The organism is Kitasatospora sp. NPDC088264, assembly GCF_040685715.1.
In the GTDB taxonomy this organism is placed as follows: domain Bacteria; phylum Actinomycetota; class Actinomycetes; order Streptomycetales; family Streptomycetaceae; genus Kitasatospora.
Genome location: NZ_JBFBIR010000001.1, coordinates 227,047 through 243,764, shown reverse-complemented (window position 1 = coordinate 243,764; position 16,718 = coordinate 227,047). Strand labels below are relative to the sequence as shown.

Genomic DNA, 16,718 nt, shown 5'->3' with positions numbered 1-16,718 from the left:
TCAGTGCTCGCTGTCCAGGTGCTCCATCTGGGCGGCAGCGTAGCGGTCGCCCGCTGCGGAGCCGGCGGGGACGGCCGCCTCGATGGCCGCGAGGTCGGCCGCGGTGAGCGTGACGTCCAGCGCGCCCAGCGCCTCGGTGAGGCGGTCGCGGCGGCGGGCGCCGACCAGCGGAACGACGTCCTCCCCGCGCGAGGCGACCCAGGCGATGGCGACCTGGGCGACGCTCGCCTCCTTCGCGGAGGCCACCGCGCGCAGTGCCTCGACGAGCGCGAGGTTGTGGGCCAGGTTGTTGCCCTGGAAGCGCGGACTGTGGCCACGGAAGTCGGTGCCGGCCAGGGCGCGGCCCTGGTCCCAGTGGCCGCTGAGCAGGCCGCGCGAGAGCACGCCGTAGGCGGTGATGCCGATGCCGAGCTCGCGGGCGGTGGGGAGGATGGCGTCCTCGATCGAGCGGGAGATCAGTGAGTACTCGATCTGCAGGTCGCTGATCGGGTGGACGGCGGCGGCGCGGCGCAGGGTGTCGGCGCCGACCTCCGACAGGCCGATGTGACGGACGTAGCCGGCCTTCACCAGGTCCGCGATGGCGCCGACGGTCTCCTCGACCGGGACGTTCGGGTCCAGGCGGGCGGGGCGGTAGACGTCGATGTGGTCGGTGCGCAGTCGGCCCAGCGTGTAGGCGAGGGCGGTCTTGGTGGCGGCGGGGCTCGCGTCGTAGCCGAGCCACTGGCCGTCCGGGCCGCGCTGGGCGCCGAACTTCACGCTGATCTGCACGCTCTCGCGGGCGCGGCCGCGCAGGGCCTCGTGGATCAGCAGCTCGTTGTGGCCCATGCCGTAGAAGTCGCCGGTGTCCAGCAGGGTGACCCCGGCGTCGATCGCGGCGTGGATGGTGGCGATGCTCTCGGCCTCGTCGGCCGGGCCGTACAGGTCGGACATGCCCATGCAGCCGAGGCCGAGGGCGGAGGTGACCGGTCCGGAGGTGCCGAGGGTGCGCTGCGTGGGGCGGGAGGTCGTGGCCACGGGGACTCCAGGGGTGGGTGCGGCGATGGGTGGGGTGACCCGGGGTCCACTATGACACGACAGCGAACAGATTTCAAAATCTGTTCGCTGTCGTCTGTTATCTGTTATCTGAAAGCTGTCACCTGTTATCTGTCACCCGCCGACTCGATCGGCCGCCCGGCTGCGGTTCTCGTACGCGAGTGCCTCGCCGGCCGCGGCCTCGCCGGCCGGGGGCTCTGGCGGCGAGGCCGGACCCCAGTCCTCCCGCCCGCCCAGTGACCGCAGCAGGTAGGCGCGGGCCGGCGGCAGGTTGCGCCACACCGTGCGCTCACCCAGCCCGTACGCCGCCTCGAACCGCCGCAGCAGTCGCACCACTGCCCGGTGGCGGGCGCTCTGCCGGGGCCCCGAGGACAGGGTGCGGGCCGTCGTCGTGCCGAGGTAGCCGAAGTACGTCAGCTCGCCCCCGGGCAGAAGCAGCCGCAGGTAGAGGTCGAGGAGGTGGCGTACCTGGGCCGGCTCGAAGTTGGTGAACGGCAGGCCCGACACGATCACGTCGTACCGCTCGTCCGTCTCGCCGGCTCGGCCCGTCACGTTCGTCTGGTCCTGGGGCAGTTCCTCCACCCGGCAGGCCGACAGCCGCAGGGCGACACCCGGGCGTCGTGCGGCCAGCACCGGGTCCTCGCGCAGCCGGTCGGCGAAGCGCGGGTTCGCCTCGACGACGTGCAGCCGGTCACCCGGGAGCAGTACTTGGGCCAGCCGGCGGGTCACCACGCCCGTCCCGGCGCCGACTTCCAGCACCGAGATCGGCCGATTCGGGCGGCTGGTGGCCGGAACCACCAGGGCGTTCACGAGGTCCTCACCGCTCGGGGCCAGCGCTCCGGTGTCGTGGAAGGTGCGCAGGGCCTCGGCGAGGAACAGCAGGTGGTCCCCGGCGGACCGTGAACTGCGCTGCGGGGTGAGGAAGTCGGGGCGCGGGCGGAGCTGTTCGGTGGTCATGCCTTCGACGCTAGGCAGCCCCGCCGCACCCCGAATCGGCCGACGAGCGACGCGTACCCCCGACGAAAGTCGAGGGTGCGGGTACCCGGGAGAAGGGGGCACCCGCCCGCCGCCCGCCCGTAACATCGAGCCGGACGGACGGACGGACAGGCGACGGACGGACGGAGCGAGCGCGGAGGGAGCCCGATGCGAGAGGACGGGAGCGGCCCGATGCGCGCAGGCCTGTTGGGCTGGTACGGCCCGGGCCGCCGGCTGTGGAGCGAAACCCTGCTGCTGCTCGGCATCCTCGCGCTCACCGCCGAGGAGGGCCTCTCCCAGTGGGTCCACGCCGATGAGCCGTTTCGGCTGCCCCGGACCGTCGTGGCCGTCCTCGCCTCGCTCTCCCTGCTGTTCGCCCGCCGCTACCCGATGGCCTCCGCCGTCCTGCCGGTGCTCACCGGCGGCCTGTTCAACCGCGCCTTTCCCGGGCTGTTCAGCGTCTACTACCTCGCCTCCCTCGGCCGGACCGGCCCGGCGGCGGCCGGCGGCGCCCTCATCGCGATGGTGGGCGCGACCCGAGCCGATTCGCTGGTCGGCTGGGCGGGCACCACCGGATCCCAACTCCTCGTTCAGGCGGCGACCTTGTCCTTCGGCCTGTGGCTGCACGGCCGCAGGGTGCTGATCCGCACCCTGCACGAGCAGGTGGACGCGCTGCGCCGGGAGCGCGAGTTGCGCGCCGAACGGGCCCAGGCCGCCGAACGGGCCCGGATCGCCCGGGAGATGCACGACGTGCTCGCCCACCGCCTCAGCCTGCTGGTGCTGCACGCCGGGGTGCTGCGCGACCAGGCCCTCGCCGGTACCGTCGCCGCCGACCCGGACCGGCTCACCCACCGCCTCGAACTGCTGCGCACCACCGCCGCCCACTCGCTCGACGACCTGCGTGACGTCCTCGGCGCCCTGCGGGCCGACCCGCCGACAGCACCGGCCGCCGAGGAGGTGCCGGCCGCACCGCCCCGGGTGGCGCGCGTCCCGGTGCCCGTCCCGGCGCGCGTCCCGGCGCCCGCGCTGCGCGACCTCACCGAACTCGTCGGTGAGGCCACTTCGGCCGGGCAAGAGGTCGAACTGGCCCTCTCCGGCGACCCGGAGACCGTCCCCACCACCCACCGGCTGGCCGTGCACCGCCTGGTCCAGGAGGCGCTGACCAACGCCCGCAAGTACGCGCACGCCGCGCCCGTCACCGTCCGGGTCCGCTACGGCGCCCCGGCAACCACCGTCGAGGTCCGCAACGGTCCGGGGGAGGCGTCGCCGAACGGGCCGGGCACCGGCGGCGGGTACGGTCTGGTGGGGCTCGCCGAACGGGTCGACGCGCTCGGCGGCTACCTCGACGCGGGACCGGACGGTGGTGGCGGCTTCCGGCTCGCAGCCCGCCTGCCCGCACCGGAGCGCCCGCCGCGGACCGTGCCAGGACCCGTGCCAGGACCGGGACACGGCCTCGGATCCGGGCCTTCTCCGGCCCTTGCCCCCTCCCCGACCCCGCAGCCGAAGGACGCCGCATGATCCGCACGATGGTGGTCGACGACGACGCGCTGGTGCGGCTCGGCCTCGTCGACCTGCTCGCCCAGGACCCGGCCCTCACCGTGGTCGCCGAGGCCACCGACGGACTGCAGGCCGTCGAACTCGCCCGCAGCCAGCGGATCGACGTGGCGCTCATGGACATCCGGATGCCCAGGCTCGACGGCATCGCCGCCACCAGGCGCCTGCGCGAACTGCCCGACGCCCCGCGCGTGATCGCGCTCACCACCTTCGACCTCGACGAGTACGTGTACCAGGCGCTCGCCGCCGGGGCCGACGGCTTCCTGCTCAAGGACACCCCGCCCGCCGAGATCGCCCGGGCCGTCCACGTCGTCGCCGGCGGTCAGGGGATGCTGCACCCTGCGGCCGCGCGGCGACTGATCGACCGCTACCACCGCACCGGTGCGCCCCGGTCGGTCGCCGCCCGCAACCGGGTCGCCGGGCTGACCCCGCGCGAGACCGACGTGCTGCGCGAACTCGCCGACGGGCTCTCCAACGCGGAGATCGCGGGCGTCCTCGGGATGCGCGAGAGCACCGTGAAGGCGCACGTCAGCCGGATCCTGACCGGGTTGGGCGTCGGCAACCGGGTCCAGGCCGCGCTGCTCGCGCGCGATTCCGGGCTGGTCGGGGACGGCGCCTGAGCCGGTACCGGGCGCTGTGGGGCGGTGCGGTGGTGCGATGCCGTCGTGGCTCGTGTGGTCGCTGGTCCTGCCGATGCGCGACGCCCGGTGGTGCGCGCGCGGTGGTGGGTGGGGTGTCATGTCGTCCGGTGTTCACGCGAGTGTTCCCGGGGCGTCGGACCGGGCTCCCCCTGAGCCGGTCGCGTGCTCCCGGTTCGTACCGCGCGCTGAGCCGTTGTCACCCATCCGGCGTGGAAATCCCGCGCCTTGGCGGTTTGCGCTGCCGAACCCGGGCGGCGGGTCCATGGTGGAGATGGGCGCGATCCGGCGACCGCGCCCGCGCGCCGATCCAGGCCCGCGCGCCGCGTGCCCGCCGCTGTTCTCCGACGGGTGTCCGAGGCTGAGGGCCCGGTCCCGGCACGCTGGGAGCAGGGCCACCTCGCAGGAAGCCGAACGGTTCTTCTAGGCTCACATCTCGGCTTCCCTGCGGCGGTCCGGCCCGTTGCGCCCGCCGTCAGGAAGCCGCCGTCCACGGGGCCCCGGGCGGACCGGGGCCACCGGATCGAGCGAGGAGGACGCAATGCCAAGCACGCCGCCCAGCCGTTCCACCGCACTTGGGCCAGACGGTCCGTTCCGAAGGGCCGGGCACCATCCCGGTCGATCGGCGCGGTCCGGCCGGGCCTGGCAGCCGGGTTGGGGTGGCCGGCCGGTCCGGCCGCTGAATACCGGCAGCGGCCGCGGAGGCGAACGTTGAGTCCCCAGATCGTCGGGTTGCCCGCCGCGCCGAGTGCCGCCGCCCCCGACGGTGACTCCGCCCCCGCGCCCGCCCCTGCCTCGGACCGCGCCCCCGTCGACCTCCCGGCCGCTGCTGACGGTGAGGCCCTCACCGCTACCGCGACCGCTCATGCCACGGCCACGGCCACGGCCACCGTCACAGCCTCGGCCACCGCTGCCGCGACCGCCGCACTCCCCGGCCTGCCGCAGGCCCTCAGCACCCGCGCCCGTACGCTGGCCGGGGCCGTCCGGCGCCGGTGCACGGACCTGGCCCGGATCGAGTCGCCCAGCGGAGACGTGCCCCGACTCGACGCTCTCGCCGAGGAGTTGAGCGCCGGGTTCAGCGCCACCGGTGCCACCGCGCGGCGCGAGCCCGGGCCGGCCGGTGACCACCTGGTCCTGGAGTGGGAGGGGCAGGACGAGACCCTGCCGCACCTGTTGATCGTCGGCCACCACGACACCGTCTGGCCGGTCGGCACCCTCGCCGACTGGCCGGTCACCGAGCAGGACGGTCTGCTCAGCGGCCCCGGCGTCGTCGACATGAAGGGCGGACTCGCCATCCTGGAAGGCGCGTTCGCCCTGCTCGCCGACCTCGGGCAGCGGCCGCACCGCGCCGTCCGGCTGGTCGTCGTCTCCGACGAGGAGGTCGGCAGTCCGGACGGACGGCGCCTGGTCGAGCGCCAGTTGCGCGGTGCGGCCGCGGTCCTCGGGCTCGAACCTCCGCACCCCGACGGCCGGTTGAAGACGGCTCGGCGCGGCAGCACCCGGGTCCGGCTCACCGTCACCGGGCGTGAGGCCCACGCGGGCAACGACGCCCACGACGGGGTGTCGGCAGTCGACGAACTCGTCGACCAGCTCGTCGTCGTCCGCGGCCTCGCGGGACAGCCGGGGACGGAGCTCAACGCCGGTCGGATCAGCGGGGGTTCGCGGGCCAACGTGGTCGCGGGCCGGGCCGAGGCCGAGCTCGGCCTGCGGTTCTCCACCGTCGAGGCGCAGCGCCGTACGCTCGACAACCTGGCTCGGCTCACCGCGCTGCGCCCGGGGGCCAGGGTCCGGACCGAGGTGCTGTCCAGCCGTCCGGCGTGGCCCGAGCGCACCGGCAACCCGCTGCTGCGGCACGTTCGTTCACTCGCCGCGGTGCTCGGGCAGCAGCTGGACGGCGGTCCGGCGGGCGGCGCGGGGGACACCAATCTGCCGGGCTCGCGCGGGCTGCCGACGCTGGACGGCTTCGGCGCGGTCGGTGCCGGTGCTCACGCCCGGCACGAGCACATCCGGCTCGACCAGCTGGCACCCCGGATCGCCCTGCTGGCCGCGCTCCTCGCCGTACCGCTGCCGAGGCTGCGCGACCGCACGGAGGGTTGAGCGGGCTGCCGGCGGCCGGGGGCTGTCGGCGAACAGGGAGCAGGGAGCAGGGAACAGAGAACAGAAGACGGATGACAAGTAACAGCTGACAGATAACAGCTAACAGATAATGAAATCTGTTAGCTGTTATCTGTTTGTTGCCCACCCGCTCGCGGCAGCCCGCCCGTCGACGACTGTCCGCCGCCCGAAACCCCGCCCCTCACCCGCGTCCCTTGCCATCCCTCCACCTTGCCGCGCAGAATGGTACCGACCGAACGGTCAGTCGGTTGGCGCCGCGGGCGCCGGCGCGGGACACGAGAGGTGATCGTGGTGACAGCAGAGGTGGCCGAGGCGGTCCCCGCGCAGGCGCTGGAGGACCGGTTCGAGGCGGTCGTCGCCGCCGAGCAGCGGATCGAGCCCAGGGACTGGATGCCCGACGCCTACCGGGCCACGTTGGTCCGCCAGATCGCCCAGCACGCCCACTCCGAGATCATCGGCATGCAGCCCGAGGGCAACTGGCTCACCCGCGCCCCCTCGCTGCGCCGCAAGGCGATCCTGCTCGCCAAGGCCCAGGACGAGGCCGGCCACGGCCTCTACCTCTACGCCGCCGCCGAGACCCTGGGTGTCGACCGCGCCGAGCTGACCGAGAAGCTGATCTCCGGCCGGCAGAAGTACTCCTCGATCTTCAACTACCCGACCCTCACCTTCGCCGACGTCGGCGTGATCGGCTGGCTGGTCGACGGCGCCGCGATCTGCAACCAGGTCCCGCTGTGCCGCTGCAGCTACGGCCCGTACGCCCGCGCGATGGTGCGGATCTGCAAGGAGGAGTCGTTCCACCAGCGGCAGGGCTACGAGCTGCTGCTGACACTGATGCGCGGCACCGAGGCGCAGCGCCGGATGGTCCAGGACGCGGTGGACCGCTGGTGGTGGCCGTCTCTGATGATGTTCGGGCCCCCGGACGCCGACTCGCCGAACACCGCCCGCTCGATGGCCTGGCGAATCAAGCGGCACACCAACGACGAGCTGCGCCAGCGCTTCGTCGACATGACCGTCCCGCAGGCCGAACACCTGGGCGTCACGCTCCCGGATCCCGAGCTGCGCCGGAACGAGGAGCGCGGCGGCTGGGACTTCGGCGAGCCGGACTGGTCCGAGCTGACCAGGGTCATCCACGGCCAGGGCCCGTGCAACGCCCAGCGGGTCGAACGCCGCCGGACGGCGCACGAGGACGGTGCCTGGGTCCGTGAGGCGGCCGTCGCCTACGCGGCCAAGCGCCGCGCCGAACAGTCCGCCGAACCCGGGCAGCCCACCGGATCCGAACCGCCCGTCGAAGCCGGGCAGCCCGGGCGTACGGGCGAGCCCACGGAACAGGAGAACGGAAAGTGACCGAGTCCAAGGCCGGCTGGCCGCTGTACGAGGTGTTCGTGCGCCCCCGACGCGGGCTGAACCACGTCCACGTCGGTTCGCTGCACGCGGCCGACGACCGGATGGCCCTGCTCGCCGCCCGCGACCTCTACACCCGCCGCAACGAGGGCGTCAGCCTCTGGGTGGTCCGCTCGGACGCGATCACCGCCTCCACCCCGGACGAGCGCGACCCGTTCTTCGAGCCCAGCGGGGACAAGGTCTACCGCCACCCGACCTTCTACGACATCCCCGAGGATGTCCCGCACATCTGACGGGGGAACCGCCATGCAGGACCACAGCACGCAGGCCGGCGCTGACGTCGACGCCGACGACCACGTCTACCTCGGCCTCGCCGAAGCCACGCCCGGCCCCGAGGGCGAGGGCCGCTGGGCGTACGGGACGGGCTTCGCCGACCCGCTGCTCGGCGTGGACACCGCCGTGCCCGCCGGAGTGGACGGCGCGGACCTCGCCGCCTACTGCCTGATGCTCGGAGACGACGCCCTGATCCTCTCCCAGCGCCTGATCGAGTGGTGCACCCGGGCGCCCGAACTGGAGGAGGAGGTCGCGCTCGCCAACCTGGGCCTCGACCTGCTCGGCCAGGCCCGGCTGCTGCTCACCCGGGCCGGCCAGGCGGACGGCTCCGGCCGCACCGAGGACGACCTGGCGTACTGGCGGGAGGACCACGAGTTCCGCAACGTCCGGCTGGTCGAGGCCCCGAACGGCGACTTCGCCCACTCGATCGCCCGGCTGCTGCTGTTCGCCACCGCGCGCTGCGCCCTGTACGAGGCGCTGAGCGCGCACCCGGACCCGGTGCTGGCGGCGGTCGCCGCCCGGGGCGTCAAGGAGCTGGCGTACCACCGCGAGTACGCCACCGCCTGGACGCTTCGGCTCGGTGACGGCACGCCGTACTCCTCGGCGCGGATGCAGGCCGGGCTGGACGCGCTCTGGCCGCTGCTGGAGGAACTGTTCACGGCCCACCCGGTGGAGCTGCGGACGGGCGCCGATCCGGCGGTGCTGCGCGAACCGGTGCTGCGCTCGCTCGGCGCCGTTCTCGCCGAGGCCGGGCTGACCGTACCGGACGTGCGGCCGCTGGCCACCGTGCTCGGCCGGGCCGGCCGGGACGGCGTGCACACCGAGGCGCTCGGCCCGCTGCTCGCCGAATTCCAGGTGCTGGCCCGCGCGCACCCGGGGGCGACGTGGTGAGCGCGGCGCTGACGGAGCGCGGGACGGCCTGGGAGGTCGCGGCGGCCGTGCCGGACCCGGAGCTGCCCATGCTGACCCTGGCCGACCTGGGCGTGCTGGCCGAGGTGGCGGTGGACGACGGCGCGGTGACCGCCTGGCTGACCCCGACCTACTCGGGTTGCCCCGCCGTGGCCGAGATGGCCGCCGACGTGGACCGCCGGTTGCGCGCGGCCGGGTACCGGGACGTCCGGGTCCGGCTGCGGCTGGATCCGCCGTGGTCGACCGATCTGATCACCGCCGAGGGCCGCCGCAAACTCGTCGAGGCGGGTATCGCCCCGCCGCGTCCGACCTCCGCCGCCGACGTGGCCGGACCGGTCCCGCTCGCGCTCGGTCCCACCCGCACCGCCGCTCCGGCCGGCACCTCCGCTGCCGCTTTCGCCTCCGCAGCCGCCCCCGTGTCCTGCCCGCGCTGCGGCGGCGCGGACACGGAGGAGCTGTCCCGCTTCGGTTCCACCGCCTGCAAGGCGCTCTGGCGCTGCCGCGCCTGCCGGGAGCCGTTCGAACGCGTCAAGGAGATCTGAATGCCCGCCGCTTCGCCCGCCGCGTCCCAGCCCGCCGCGTCCCAGGCCGACGCATCCCAGACCGAAGCCTCCGCCGCCGCGCACGCCGACACTCCCGCTGAGGCCGCGGTGTCCACGCTGCGCCCCGCCCGCCGCCCGACCTTCCACCGGCTGCGGATCGAGCGGGTCGAGCGGCTCTGCGACGACGCCGTGGCGGTGACCTTCGAGGTGCCGGACGGGCTCGCGGCGGACTTCGTATTCCGGCCGGGGCAGACCCTGACGCTGCGCAAGGTGGTGGACGGCGTCGACGAGCGCCGCTCGTACTCGATCTGCGCCCCCGCCGACGGGCCGCTGCGGATCGCCGTCCGGGAGGTGCCCGGCGGGCTGTTCTCCCGGTGGCTGGTCCGGGACGCGGGGCCGGGCGAGGAGGTGGACGTGCTGACGCCGTCGGGCCTGTTCACCCCCGACCTCGGCGTTCCGGCCGAGCACGTGCTGCTCGCGGCCGGTTCCGGCATCACCCCGATGCTGTCGATCGCCGCGTCCGTCCTGGCCGCCGACCGCAGCTCCACCGTCACCCTGCTGTACGGCAACCGGCGCAGCGACACCGTGATGTTCGCGGACGAGCTGGCCGACCTGAAGGACCGCTACCTCGGCCGCTTCCAGCTGGTCCACGTCCTGTCCCGGGAGACCCGTGACGCCGAACTGCTCAGCGGGCGGCTGGACCCGGAGCGGGTGGGGGCGCTGCTGGGGGCGCTGGTGGATGTCGGGAGCGTCGGGCACTGGTGGCTGTGCGGCCCGTTCGGGATGGTCGCGGGGGCGAAGGAACTGCTCGCCGGGCTGGGCGTGCCGGGCGAGCGCGTGCACCAGGAACTGTTCCACGCCGAGGACGAGCCGGTGTCCGAGCGACCGGAGGACCGGGACGGCGCGGCGGGAGCGGCCGACGGCCCGCACAGCGAGGTCACCGTCGTCCTGGACGGGCGCGGCAGCACGCTCTCCCTGCCGTGCGACCGCTCGATCCTGGACGGCGCCCAGCGCTCCCGCCCCGACCTGCCGTTCGCCTGCAAGGGCGGGGTCTGCGGCACCTGCCGTGCGCTGGTCACCGAGGGCGAGGTCGAGATGCGCCGCAACTTCGCGCTGGAGGAGAAGGAGCTGGCTGCCGGCTACGTCCTCACCTGCCAGGCCCGCCCGATCACCGACCGGGTGACGGTCGACTACGACCGCTGAGCGGCCGACCGCCCCGCCCTTCCCCTCCCGACTGCTTCAGACCACGGCCGGGGCGGGCAGCCTGGCCGGGTCGCCGAGCAGGTGGACGAGGTCGCTGACGGCGGCGCGACCGGCCCGGTTGGCGCCGATGGTGCTGGCGGACGGGCCGTAGCCGACCAGGTGGACGCGCGGGTCGGCGGTGGCACGGGTGCCGGTGAGCGCGATGCCGCCGCCGGGGGAGCGCAGCCCGAGCGGGGCCAGGTGGCCGACCTCCGGGCGGAAGCCGGTGGCCCACACGATCGCGTCCACCGCCAGCTCCTCCTCCCCCCAGGCGACGCCGTGCTCGGTGAGCCGGTCGAACATCGGGCGGCGGTGCAGGGCGCCCAGTTCCTCGGCACGCTGGTAGGCGACGGACGGGCCGAGCCCGGTGACGCTCACCACGCTGCGCACCGGCAGGCCCTGCCGGACCCGTTCCTCGACCTTGGCGACCACCGCGCGTCCGTACTCGGGGGTGAACGGCCCCTCGTGGTAGACGGGCGGGGTCCGGGTGACCCAGACCGTCTCGCCGACCGCAGCCACCTCGGACAGCACCTGGATCGCCGAAGCGCCCCCGCCCACCACCAGGACGCGTCGGCCGGCGAACTCCCCGGGGCCGCGGTAGTCGGCGTAGTGCAGTTGGCGACCGGCGAAGTGGCCCGGGTAGTGGGGCAGGAACGGGCGGGTCCAGGTGCCGGTGGCGTTGATCAGCGCCCGCGTGGACCAGGTGCCGTGGTCGGTCTCGACCAGCAGCCGGGAGTCCGGGCGGTCCGACTCGGCGCGCACCGCGCGAACGGCGACGGGGCGTACGACCGGGAGCGCGTGCCGGGCCTCGTACGCCGCGAAGTACCCCGGCACGACCTCGCGCGCCGGGGCCTCGGGGTCGGGCGCGGGGAGTTCGGCGTCCGGGAGGTCGTGGAAACCGTGCACGGTGGCCATCCGCAGGGACGGTGAGCGGTGCGCCCAGGCGCCGCCCGGCGCGGGGTTGGCGTCGAGCACGACGAAGCCGCCGTCGGCGTCCGCCCGGTAGGGGGCGAAGCCGCGGCGGCGGAGGTGGTAGGCGGCGGACAGTCCGGCCTGTCCGGCGCCCACCACCAGGACGCCCACCACCAGGACGTCCACCACCAGGACGTCCACCACGTGGACGTCCACCACGTGGACGTCCACTACCAGGACGTCCGCGTGCCGCTGCCCGCCATTGGTTGCACCGTAAACAGTCACGCCGGTGAAACATCGGGGGTGCGGCGGGTGTTCCCGCGTCCGCGGGTGCTTGCGGTCCCGCCGCGTGGCGCCCCGCGCGGGCGACGCGTCAGACGGCCGGGGAGATCACCGCGGCCGTGCCGTAGGCGCAGACCTCGGTGCCGACGTCCGCCGCCTCCGTCACGTCGAAGCGCATCATCAGCACCGCGTTCCCGCCGCGCGCCTTGGTCTGCTCGATCAGCCGCTGCATCGCCTCGTTGCGGCTCTCGACCAGGGTCTTCGTCAGGCCCCGCAGCTCGCCGCCGATCAGCGACTTCAGTCCGGCGCCGATCTGGCTGCCGAGGTGGCGGCTGCGCACGGTCAGCCCGAAGACCTCGCCGATCACATGATCGACCCGGAAGCCGGGGATGTCGTTGGTGGTCACGACCAGGACGTCGGCGTTCGGGCCCTGCCCGCCGCCGTACTCGTTGATGTCAGCCATGGGTCCATCCTGCCGTGTCGTACGTCCGAGTGATCGAGGCGGGGCCGGGCGATGGCCGAGAAGGGGTCCAGAAGCTGGTTCAGACCGGTGATCGGGCGGCCGAAAGGCCGTACCGTAGCCCCATGGGCGAGCGAAGCGATCATCCACAGGGGCCGGGCGCGGCGGAGGACTCCGGCGCGCAGGAGATCGAGGCGACGGTGGTGCTGGGCCTGCGGATCACCGACTGGCCGGCGCTGCGCGCCGCCGCGATCAGGGCCGTCGAGGAGCTGGTGTTCGAGGGCGTCGACCCGGCCGGCCAGCGCCGCGAGCTGCTGCGCGAGGTCTCCGAGGACGCCAACGCGGCGCTCGGCGCACTGCTGCACCCGGACCGGCTGGTGGCCGCGATCCCCGGGGTCGAGGCGATCGGCGGCACGCTGGAGATCAGCGTCACCGAGGACTTCGCGCCGGACTTCGCCGAGCTGTTCCCGCTGGAGGGCGACGAGGACGAGGACGGCGGCGCCGGCGCGGACTGGACCCTCACCCCGCGCACCGCCTGCCTCCTGCACGCCCAGCTGATCGGCCTGGCCGACGCCGCCTACGACGACTTCGACGAGCACGGTGACGACCCGGTCGTCGACGGCGAGGACGCCGACTGGGCGGTCTACGCCCGCCTGCCCCAGCGCACCTGGCGGCTGCACCGGAACTGGCGCCGCGCCATGGCCCGGGCCTTCGACGACCTGGCCGACGACCTCGCGCTCGGTGAATGGCCGCTGCCGCGATGTCTGGCCGAGGACATCGGGCTGCGGATGGCCCTGGTGGACGCCCGGGCCCTGCTCGGCGCGCAGCCCGAGTCGGTGGCCGACATGATGGGCGACCTGCCGGCCGACCTGTACGACTACGACTGGGACGGCTGTCACGACGAACTGTTCGGCGTCTACGGACCGGACGACGGCGACCCGGAGCTGGGCGCCGAGCAGCGCACCGAGGTGCTGCTGGCGGCCACGCACCCGGAGGGCTGGTTCCTGACGTACGAGGACGCGGAGGCGCGGGACCCGCAGCGCGGCTACCGGCGCTGACCGGCCGTCGGGCCGGGTCGGCCCTGGTCGGGATGGTGCGAAGTGCTCTTCGGGCGCTGCGACGGGTGGGCGACTAGGCTGCGGGCATGTCCGATACGTCTGATGTGCGTGCGGTACCCGGGGGACCGGACGGGGCGGACGGTCCGGCCCGGGCGGACAGTCCGGCGGGCCGGGACGACCAGGTGCTCACCCGGATCGCGCTCGGACTGGACGGCGTGCAGGCCGCCCAGCGCGGGCGGACGGCCGAGGCGCGGGCCAGCTTCGAGGCGCTCTGGGCGGCGCTCGGCGAGCGGGGCGACGTCTTCCACCGCTGCGTCCTCGCCCATTACCTGGCCGACCTACAGGACCATCCGCAGGACGAGCTGGAGTGGGACCGGCGGGCGCTGGCCGCCGCCGACTCGCTGACCGCCGAGCGTGCCCAGACCTACGAGTCCGCCCTCCAGGTGCGCGCGTTCTACCCCTCGCTGCACCTCAACCTGGCCTCGGACCACCTCAAGCTCGGCGAGCCCGACCTCGCGCGCGAGCAGCTGGAACGCGCCGTGCGCAGCCTGGACGCGCTCCCCGAGGACGCCTACAGCGCGGGCATCCGGTCGGCCGTCGACGAACTGCGGCAGCGGCTGCGCTGAGCGGCGGTGTGCGGGGGCGGGGGTGTGCAGGGGCAGGGGCGTGTAGGGACGGGGGTGGAGATGGCGGCGGCTCGGGTGGTTCGGGGCGGGTCGTACGGGCTCCCGGCACCGCGTGATCACCGGGGTGGCGGGGCTGGCATGCTGGACGGGTGACTTCTCCGTTCGACACCCCTGCTCCCGATGCCGCTTCCGATTCCGCTCCGGCGCCCGTTTCCGCTGCCGACGACGCCCCGGCCCCGGCGGACCGTGACGCGCGGCCGCAGTACGTGCTGCCGCTGCTCGTCCGGCTGGAGAAGGCCACGCCGCCCGGGCGGACCGACGCGCTGGAGACCTCGGCCCGGGCGGTGCTCACCCTGCTGTCCGACTCGCGGGTGACCGACACGGACGGCGAGTGGGCGGAGCGGGTCGAGGCCTGGGAGGACGCCCGGATCCGCAAGGTGGTCCGGCGGGCCCGGGGCGGGGAGTGGCGCCGGGCGGGCGAACTGCCGGGGATCACGGTGAGCGGACGGGAGGCCGAGGTGCGGGTGTTTCCGCCGGTGCCGTTGGATGGCTGGCCGAAGGACCTCGCCAAGCTCCAGGTCTCCGGGACGGACTTGGAGGAGACCACCGAGGTCGGCGCTCCTGAGCCCGGGTTGCCGGTGCTGTGGCTCAACCCGGAGCTGGAGATGAGCGCGGGTAAGACGATGGCGCAGACCGGCCACGCCGCCCAGCTGGCCTGGTGGCGGCTGGACGAGGCGCAGCGCAAGGAGTGGGCCGAGGCCGGATTCGCGCTCGCGGTGCGGACGGCCCCGGCGGAGGCGTGGGAGGGGCTGGTCACCAGCGGTCTGCCGCTGGTCCGGGATGCGGGCTTCACCGAGATCGCGCCGGGTAGCTGCACGGTGATCGCGGACCACCCGGCATTGCGGGGGACTGCTGAGGTCTGACAGCGAGCTCGGCCCTGCCTCGGCTCACCCGCCACTGGGCCGTGAACGGGCATGGTGGCGTCCCGACGGTTTGACGACGGAGAGCACGACGTTGGCGACGTACACCGACAGCGCGACGATCGGGATGATCACCAGGTTGTAGCGGGTGAATCCGAGGTGCATGTCCGCGATGGTGCCGGTGGGGTGCTGGTCCACCAGGTGGGCCGCTTCGTGCAGCCGGGCGGTGAGTTCGAAGATCGAGGCGGCGGTGGCGGCCAGGGTGAGCCAGAACTTGACGGCAACCCAGCGGTACCTGAACAGGCGCCAGGGGGTGCCGAGCGCGAGGAGCAGTCCGGTCAGCAGGGAGAGCAGGCTCAGCGGGAAGACCAGCGCGTCGCCGAGGACCGGCATCATCCGGTAGGCGCTGCGCAGGGTCTCCGCGCTGTCCGTCAGCAGCCCTGTCACGCCGAGTGTGAGCAGGCAGAGCATCAGGCCCAGCCAGCTGACCGAGCTGACGATGTGCACGACCACCGCGCTCTTGCGGGCAGTCGGTGAGAGGCGGAAGTTCTTGGGCTGCCGGGTGCCCGGACGGGGCGTTGCCGCGGAGGACGCGGCGGGGGTGGTCATACGGGGTCCTTCGGGAGACGACGGGGGAGGGGGCCTGCGTCAGGCTCTCGTGGCGAGCGCCGTGGTCGCCGGCCTGTGGCTGCGGCCGGCCACCGGCGTCAGAGCATGATGCGCCCGCCGGCCACGTCGATCGTCAGGCCGGTCAGCCAGGACGACGACTCGGACGCGAGGAAGAGCGCGGCGTGAGCGACATCGGCGGGCACTCCTGCGCGGCCCAGCGGGAACTGCCTGACGATCAGCGGGAGCTTTTCGGCGGGTATGCGCTCCTGCTGGCTCTCCGTCATGATCAAGGACGGAGCGAGGCAGTTGACCCGCACGCCGTACCGGCCCACCTCCTGTGCGACCTGGCGGGTGAACATCAGCACGCCTGCCTTGGCCGCCGCGTAGGAGGCGGCGGCACCGCCGGGAAGCCGCCCGGCGGTGGACGCCATGGTGATGATCGAACCGCCGCCGCGCTCGATCATGCCGGGCAGGAAGGTCTGCACGGCCAGGAAGGTGGTGGTCAGGTTCAGGTCGACCACCGAGCGCCAGTGCTCCAGGCTCATCTGCTCGATCGGCACCGGGTCGCCGCCTCCGCCGACGAACGCGCAGAGCACTTCGATCGGACCGACGGACTGCTCGGCCTGTGCACGCAGCCGCACGAGGTCGGCGGGATCGGTGCAGTCGGCCGTCATCGCGACCGCCGTTCCGCCTGCCGCGCGGATCTCGCCGACCGTCCGGTCGACGGCACTCCGGTCGCGGCCGACGACGGCTGCCTTGACACCGTTGGCGGCCAGGGCCTTTGCCGTCTCGGCTCCGATGCCCCGGGAACCTCCGGTGACGAGGGCCGCCTTGCCCGCGAGATCGGGATAGGTGGGCAGTGGCGTGGTCATCAGTGTGGCTCCGTGGATTCTCGGTTGACGGTGAATCGGCCGGCGGGCGGCGTGGTCTCGTCAGACATGGGAGGGGGCCGTGGCGTCATCGGCTTCGGCCGGGCGTCGCGCCGGGTTGAGGGCGCCGGCCTGGCGGCCGGCGCGTCGCCCCGGACTGATCCGCCGATGCGGGCACCTGCCGCCCGTGCCGACCCCAGGAATCCTCGTCGCCGCGCCTGCACGCCGTCGTCGTCCGAGCGGCGGCCGTCGGGATACTCCTGCTGACGTAGCGTCGCGTCCCGGTGGTACGACGTTGGGA

The 16,718-nt window shown here is 74.0% G+C and carries 17 protein-coding genes; 11 read left to right on the top strand and 6 right to left on the bottom strand.

Annotated elements, in window-relative coordinates; all coding sequences use genetic code 11:
- Positions 1-1,014 carry an aldo/keto reductase gene (locus tag AB0O82_RS01040; protein ID WP_363579442.1) on the bottom strand — a complete coding sequence of 338 codons (1,014 nt, stop codon included), beginning with the start codon at positions 1,012-1,014 and terminating at the stop codon, positions 1-3.
- Between the two features lie 132 nt (positions 1,015-1,146).
- Entirely contained in the window at positions 1,147-1,989 is an 843-nt protein-coding gene (locus AB0O82_RS01035; protein WP_363579440.1) for a methyltransferase domain-containing protein, read from the bottom strand.
- Between the two features lie 210 nt (positions 1,990-2,199).
- Here AB0O82_RS01035 and AB0O82_RS01030 point away from each other — a divergent pair, with 210 nt between their 5' ends.
- The 8 genes from AB0O82_RS01030 to paaE all read left to right on the top strand — a co-directional run bounded on the left by AB0O82_RS01030 (position 2,200) and on the right by paaE (position 10,642).
- Positions 2,200-3,525, top strand: a complete 1,326-nt coding sequence (locus tag AB0O82_RS01030) for a histidine kinase (RefSeq protein ID WP_363579438.1) — start codon at positions 2,200-2,202, stop codon at positions 3,523-3,525.
- Positions 3,522-4,181 carry a response regulator transcription factor gene (locus tag AB0O82_RS01025; protein WP_363579436.1) on the top strand — a complete coding sequence of 220 codons (660 nt, stop codon included), beginning with the start codon at positions 3,522-3,524 and terminating at the stop codon, positions 4,179-4,181. Before AB0O82_RS01030 ends, AB0O82_RS01025 begins: the two co-directional genes overlap by 4 nt.
- A 729-nt stretch (positions 4,182-4,910) precedes the next feature.
- Positions 4,911-6,296, top strand: a complete 1,386-nt coding sequence (locus AB0O82_RS01020) for a M20/M25/M40 family metallo-hydrolase (protein WP_363579434.1) — start codon at positions 4,911-4,913, stop codon at positions 6,294-6,296.
- 306 nt (positions 6,297-6,602) lie between these two features.
- Positions 6,603-7,658, top strand: coding sequence for a 1,2-phenylacetyl-CoA epoxidase subunit PaaA (paaA, locus tag AB0O82_RS01015; protein WP_363579432.1), 1,056 nt, complete (start codon positions 6,603-6,605; stop codon positions 7,656-7,658).
- Complete coding sequence (gene paaB / locus AB0O82_RS01010) at positions 7,655-7,948, top strand: 1,2-phenylacetyl-CoA epoxidase subunit PaaB (protein WP_030056311.1); 294 nt, start codon at positions 7,655-7,657, stop codon at positions 7,946-7,948. The genes paaA and paaB overlap by 4 nt, the downstream gene beginning before the upstream one ends.
- A 13-nt stretch (positions 7,949-7,961) precedes the next feature.
- Entirely contained in the window at positions 7,962-8,879 is a 918-nt protein-coding gene (gene paaC, locus AB0O82_RS01005) for a 1,2-phenylacetyl-CoA epoxidase subunit PaaC (protein ID WP_363579430.1), read from the top strand.
- Positions 8,873-9,439, top strand: coding sequence for a 1,2-phenylacetyl-CoA epoxidase subunit PaaD (gene paaD / locus AB0O82_RS01000; protein WP_363579428.1), 567 nt, complete (start codon positions 8,873-8,875; stop codon positions 9,437-9,439). Before paaC ends, paaD begins: the two co-directional genes overlap by 7 nt.
- On the top strand, positions 9,440-10,642 hold the full coding sequence (paaE, locus tag AB0O82_RS00995) for a 1,2-phenylacetyl-CoA epoxidase subunit PaaE (RefSeq protein WP_363579426.1): 1,203 nt from the start codon (positions 9,440-9,442) through the stop codon (positions 10,640-10,642).
- A gap of 36 nt (positions 10,643-10,678) precedes the next feature.
- Here paaE and AB0O82_RS00990 read toward each other — a convergent pair whose 3' ends face one another.
- Positions 10,679-11,782 carry an NAD(P)-binding domain-containing protein gene (locus AB0O82_RS00990; RefSeq protein ID WP_363579665.1) on the bottom strand — a complete coding sequence of 368 codons (1,104 nt, stop codon included), beginning with the start codon at positions 11,780-11,782 and terminating at the stop codon, positions 10,679-10,681.
- 184 nt (positions 11,783-11,966) lie between these two features.
- A complete protein-coding gene (locus AB0O82_RS00985) occupies positions 11,967-12,338 on the bottom strand; it encodes a YbjQ family protein (protein WP_363579424.1) in 372 nt (123 codons plus the stop codon).
- 122 nt (positions 12,339-12,460) lie between these two features.
- On the opposite strand from AB0O82_RS00985, the gene AB0O82_RS00980 reads away from it, so the two are divergent.
- From AB0O82_RS00980 to AB0O82_RS00970, 3 genes are all read left to right on the top strand, one after another.
- Positions 12,461-13,393, top strand: a complete 933-nt coding sequence (locus AB0O82_RS00980) for a hypothetical protein (RefSeq protein ID WP_350875123.1) — start codon at positions 12,461-12,463, stop codon at positions 13,391-13,393.
- An 86-nt stretch (positions 13,394-13,479) separates the two neighbouring features.
- Positions 13,480-14,019 carry a hypothetical protein gene (locus tag AB0O82_RS00975; protein ID WP_363579422.1) on the top strand — a complete coding sequence of 180 codons (540 nt, stop codon included), beginning with the start codon at positions 13,480-13,482 and terminating at the stop codon, positions 14,017-14,019.
- A 149-nt stretch (positions 14,020-14,168) separates the two neighbouring features.
- Positions 14,169-14,942 (top strand): peptidyl-tRNA hydrolase, encoded by a 774-nt coding sequence (locus AB0O82_RS00970; protein WP_363579420.1) that lies wholly within the window; start codon positions 14,169-14,171, stop codon positions 14,940-14,942.
- 24 nt (positions 14,943-14,966) lie between these two features.
- Here the strand turns inward: AB0O82_RS00970 and AB0O82_RS00965 are convergent, their stop codons facing one another.
- Positions 14,967-15,548, bottom strand: coding sequence for a DUF2269 domain-containing protein (locus AB0O82_RS00965; RefSeq protein WP_363579418.1), 582 nt, complete (start codon positions 15,546-15,548; stop codon positions 14,967-14,969).
- A 98-nt stretch (positions 15,549-15,646) separates the two neighbouring features.
- Positions 15,647-16,420, bottom strand: a complete 774-nt coding sequence (locus tag AB0O82_RS00960) for an SDR family NAD(P)-dependent oxidoreductase (protein WP_363579416.1) — start codon at positions 16,418-16,420, stop codon at positions 15,647-15,649.
- Positions 16,421-16,718: the final 298 nt, after the last annotated feature.

Coding starts and splice junctions, on each gene's coding strand:
- AB0O82_RS01030 (WP_363579438.1), top strand. CDS start 2,200: ATGCGCGCAGGCCTGTTGGGCTGGTACGGCCCGGGCCGCCGGCTGTGG.
- AB0O82_RS00975 (WP_363579422.1), top strand. CDS start 13,480: ATGTCCGATACGTCTGATGTGCGTGCGGTACCCGGGGGACCGGACGGG.
- paaE (WP_363579426.1), top strand. CDS start 9,440: ATGCCCGCCGCTTCGCCCGCCGCGTCCCAGCCCGCCGCGTCCCAGGCC.
- AB0O82_RS00960 (WP_363579416.1), bottom strand. CDS start 16,420: ATGACCACGCCACTGCCCACCTATCCCGATCTCGCGGGCAAGGCGGCC.
- AB0O82_RS00965 (WP_363579418.1), bottom strand. CDS start 15,548: ATGACCACCCCCGCCGCGTCCTCCGCGGCAACGCCCCGTCCGGGCACC.
- AB0O82_RS00980 (WP_350875123.1), top strand. CDS start 12,461: ATGGGCGAGCGAAGCGATCATCCACAGGGGCCGGGCGCGGCGGAGGAC.
- AB0O82_RS01035 (WP_363579440.1), bottom strand. CDS start 1,989: ATGACCACCGAACAGCTCCGCCCGCGCCCCGACTTCCTCACCCCGCAG.
- AB0O82_RS00985 (WP_363579424.1), bottom strand. CDS start 12,338: ATGGCTGACATCAACGAGTACGGCGGCGGGCAGGGCCCGAACGCCGAC.
- paaC (WP_363579430.1), top strand. CDS start 7,962: ATGCAGGACCACAGCACGCAGGCCGGCGCTGACGTCGACGCCGACGAC.
- AB0O82_RS01025 (WP_363579436.1), top strand. CDS start 3,522: ATGATCCGCACGATGGTGGTCGACGACGACGCGCTGGTGCGGCTCGGC.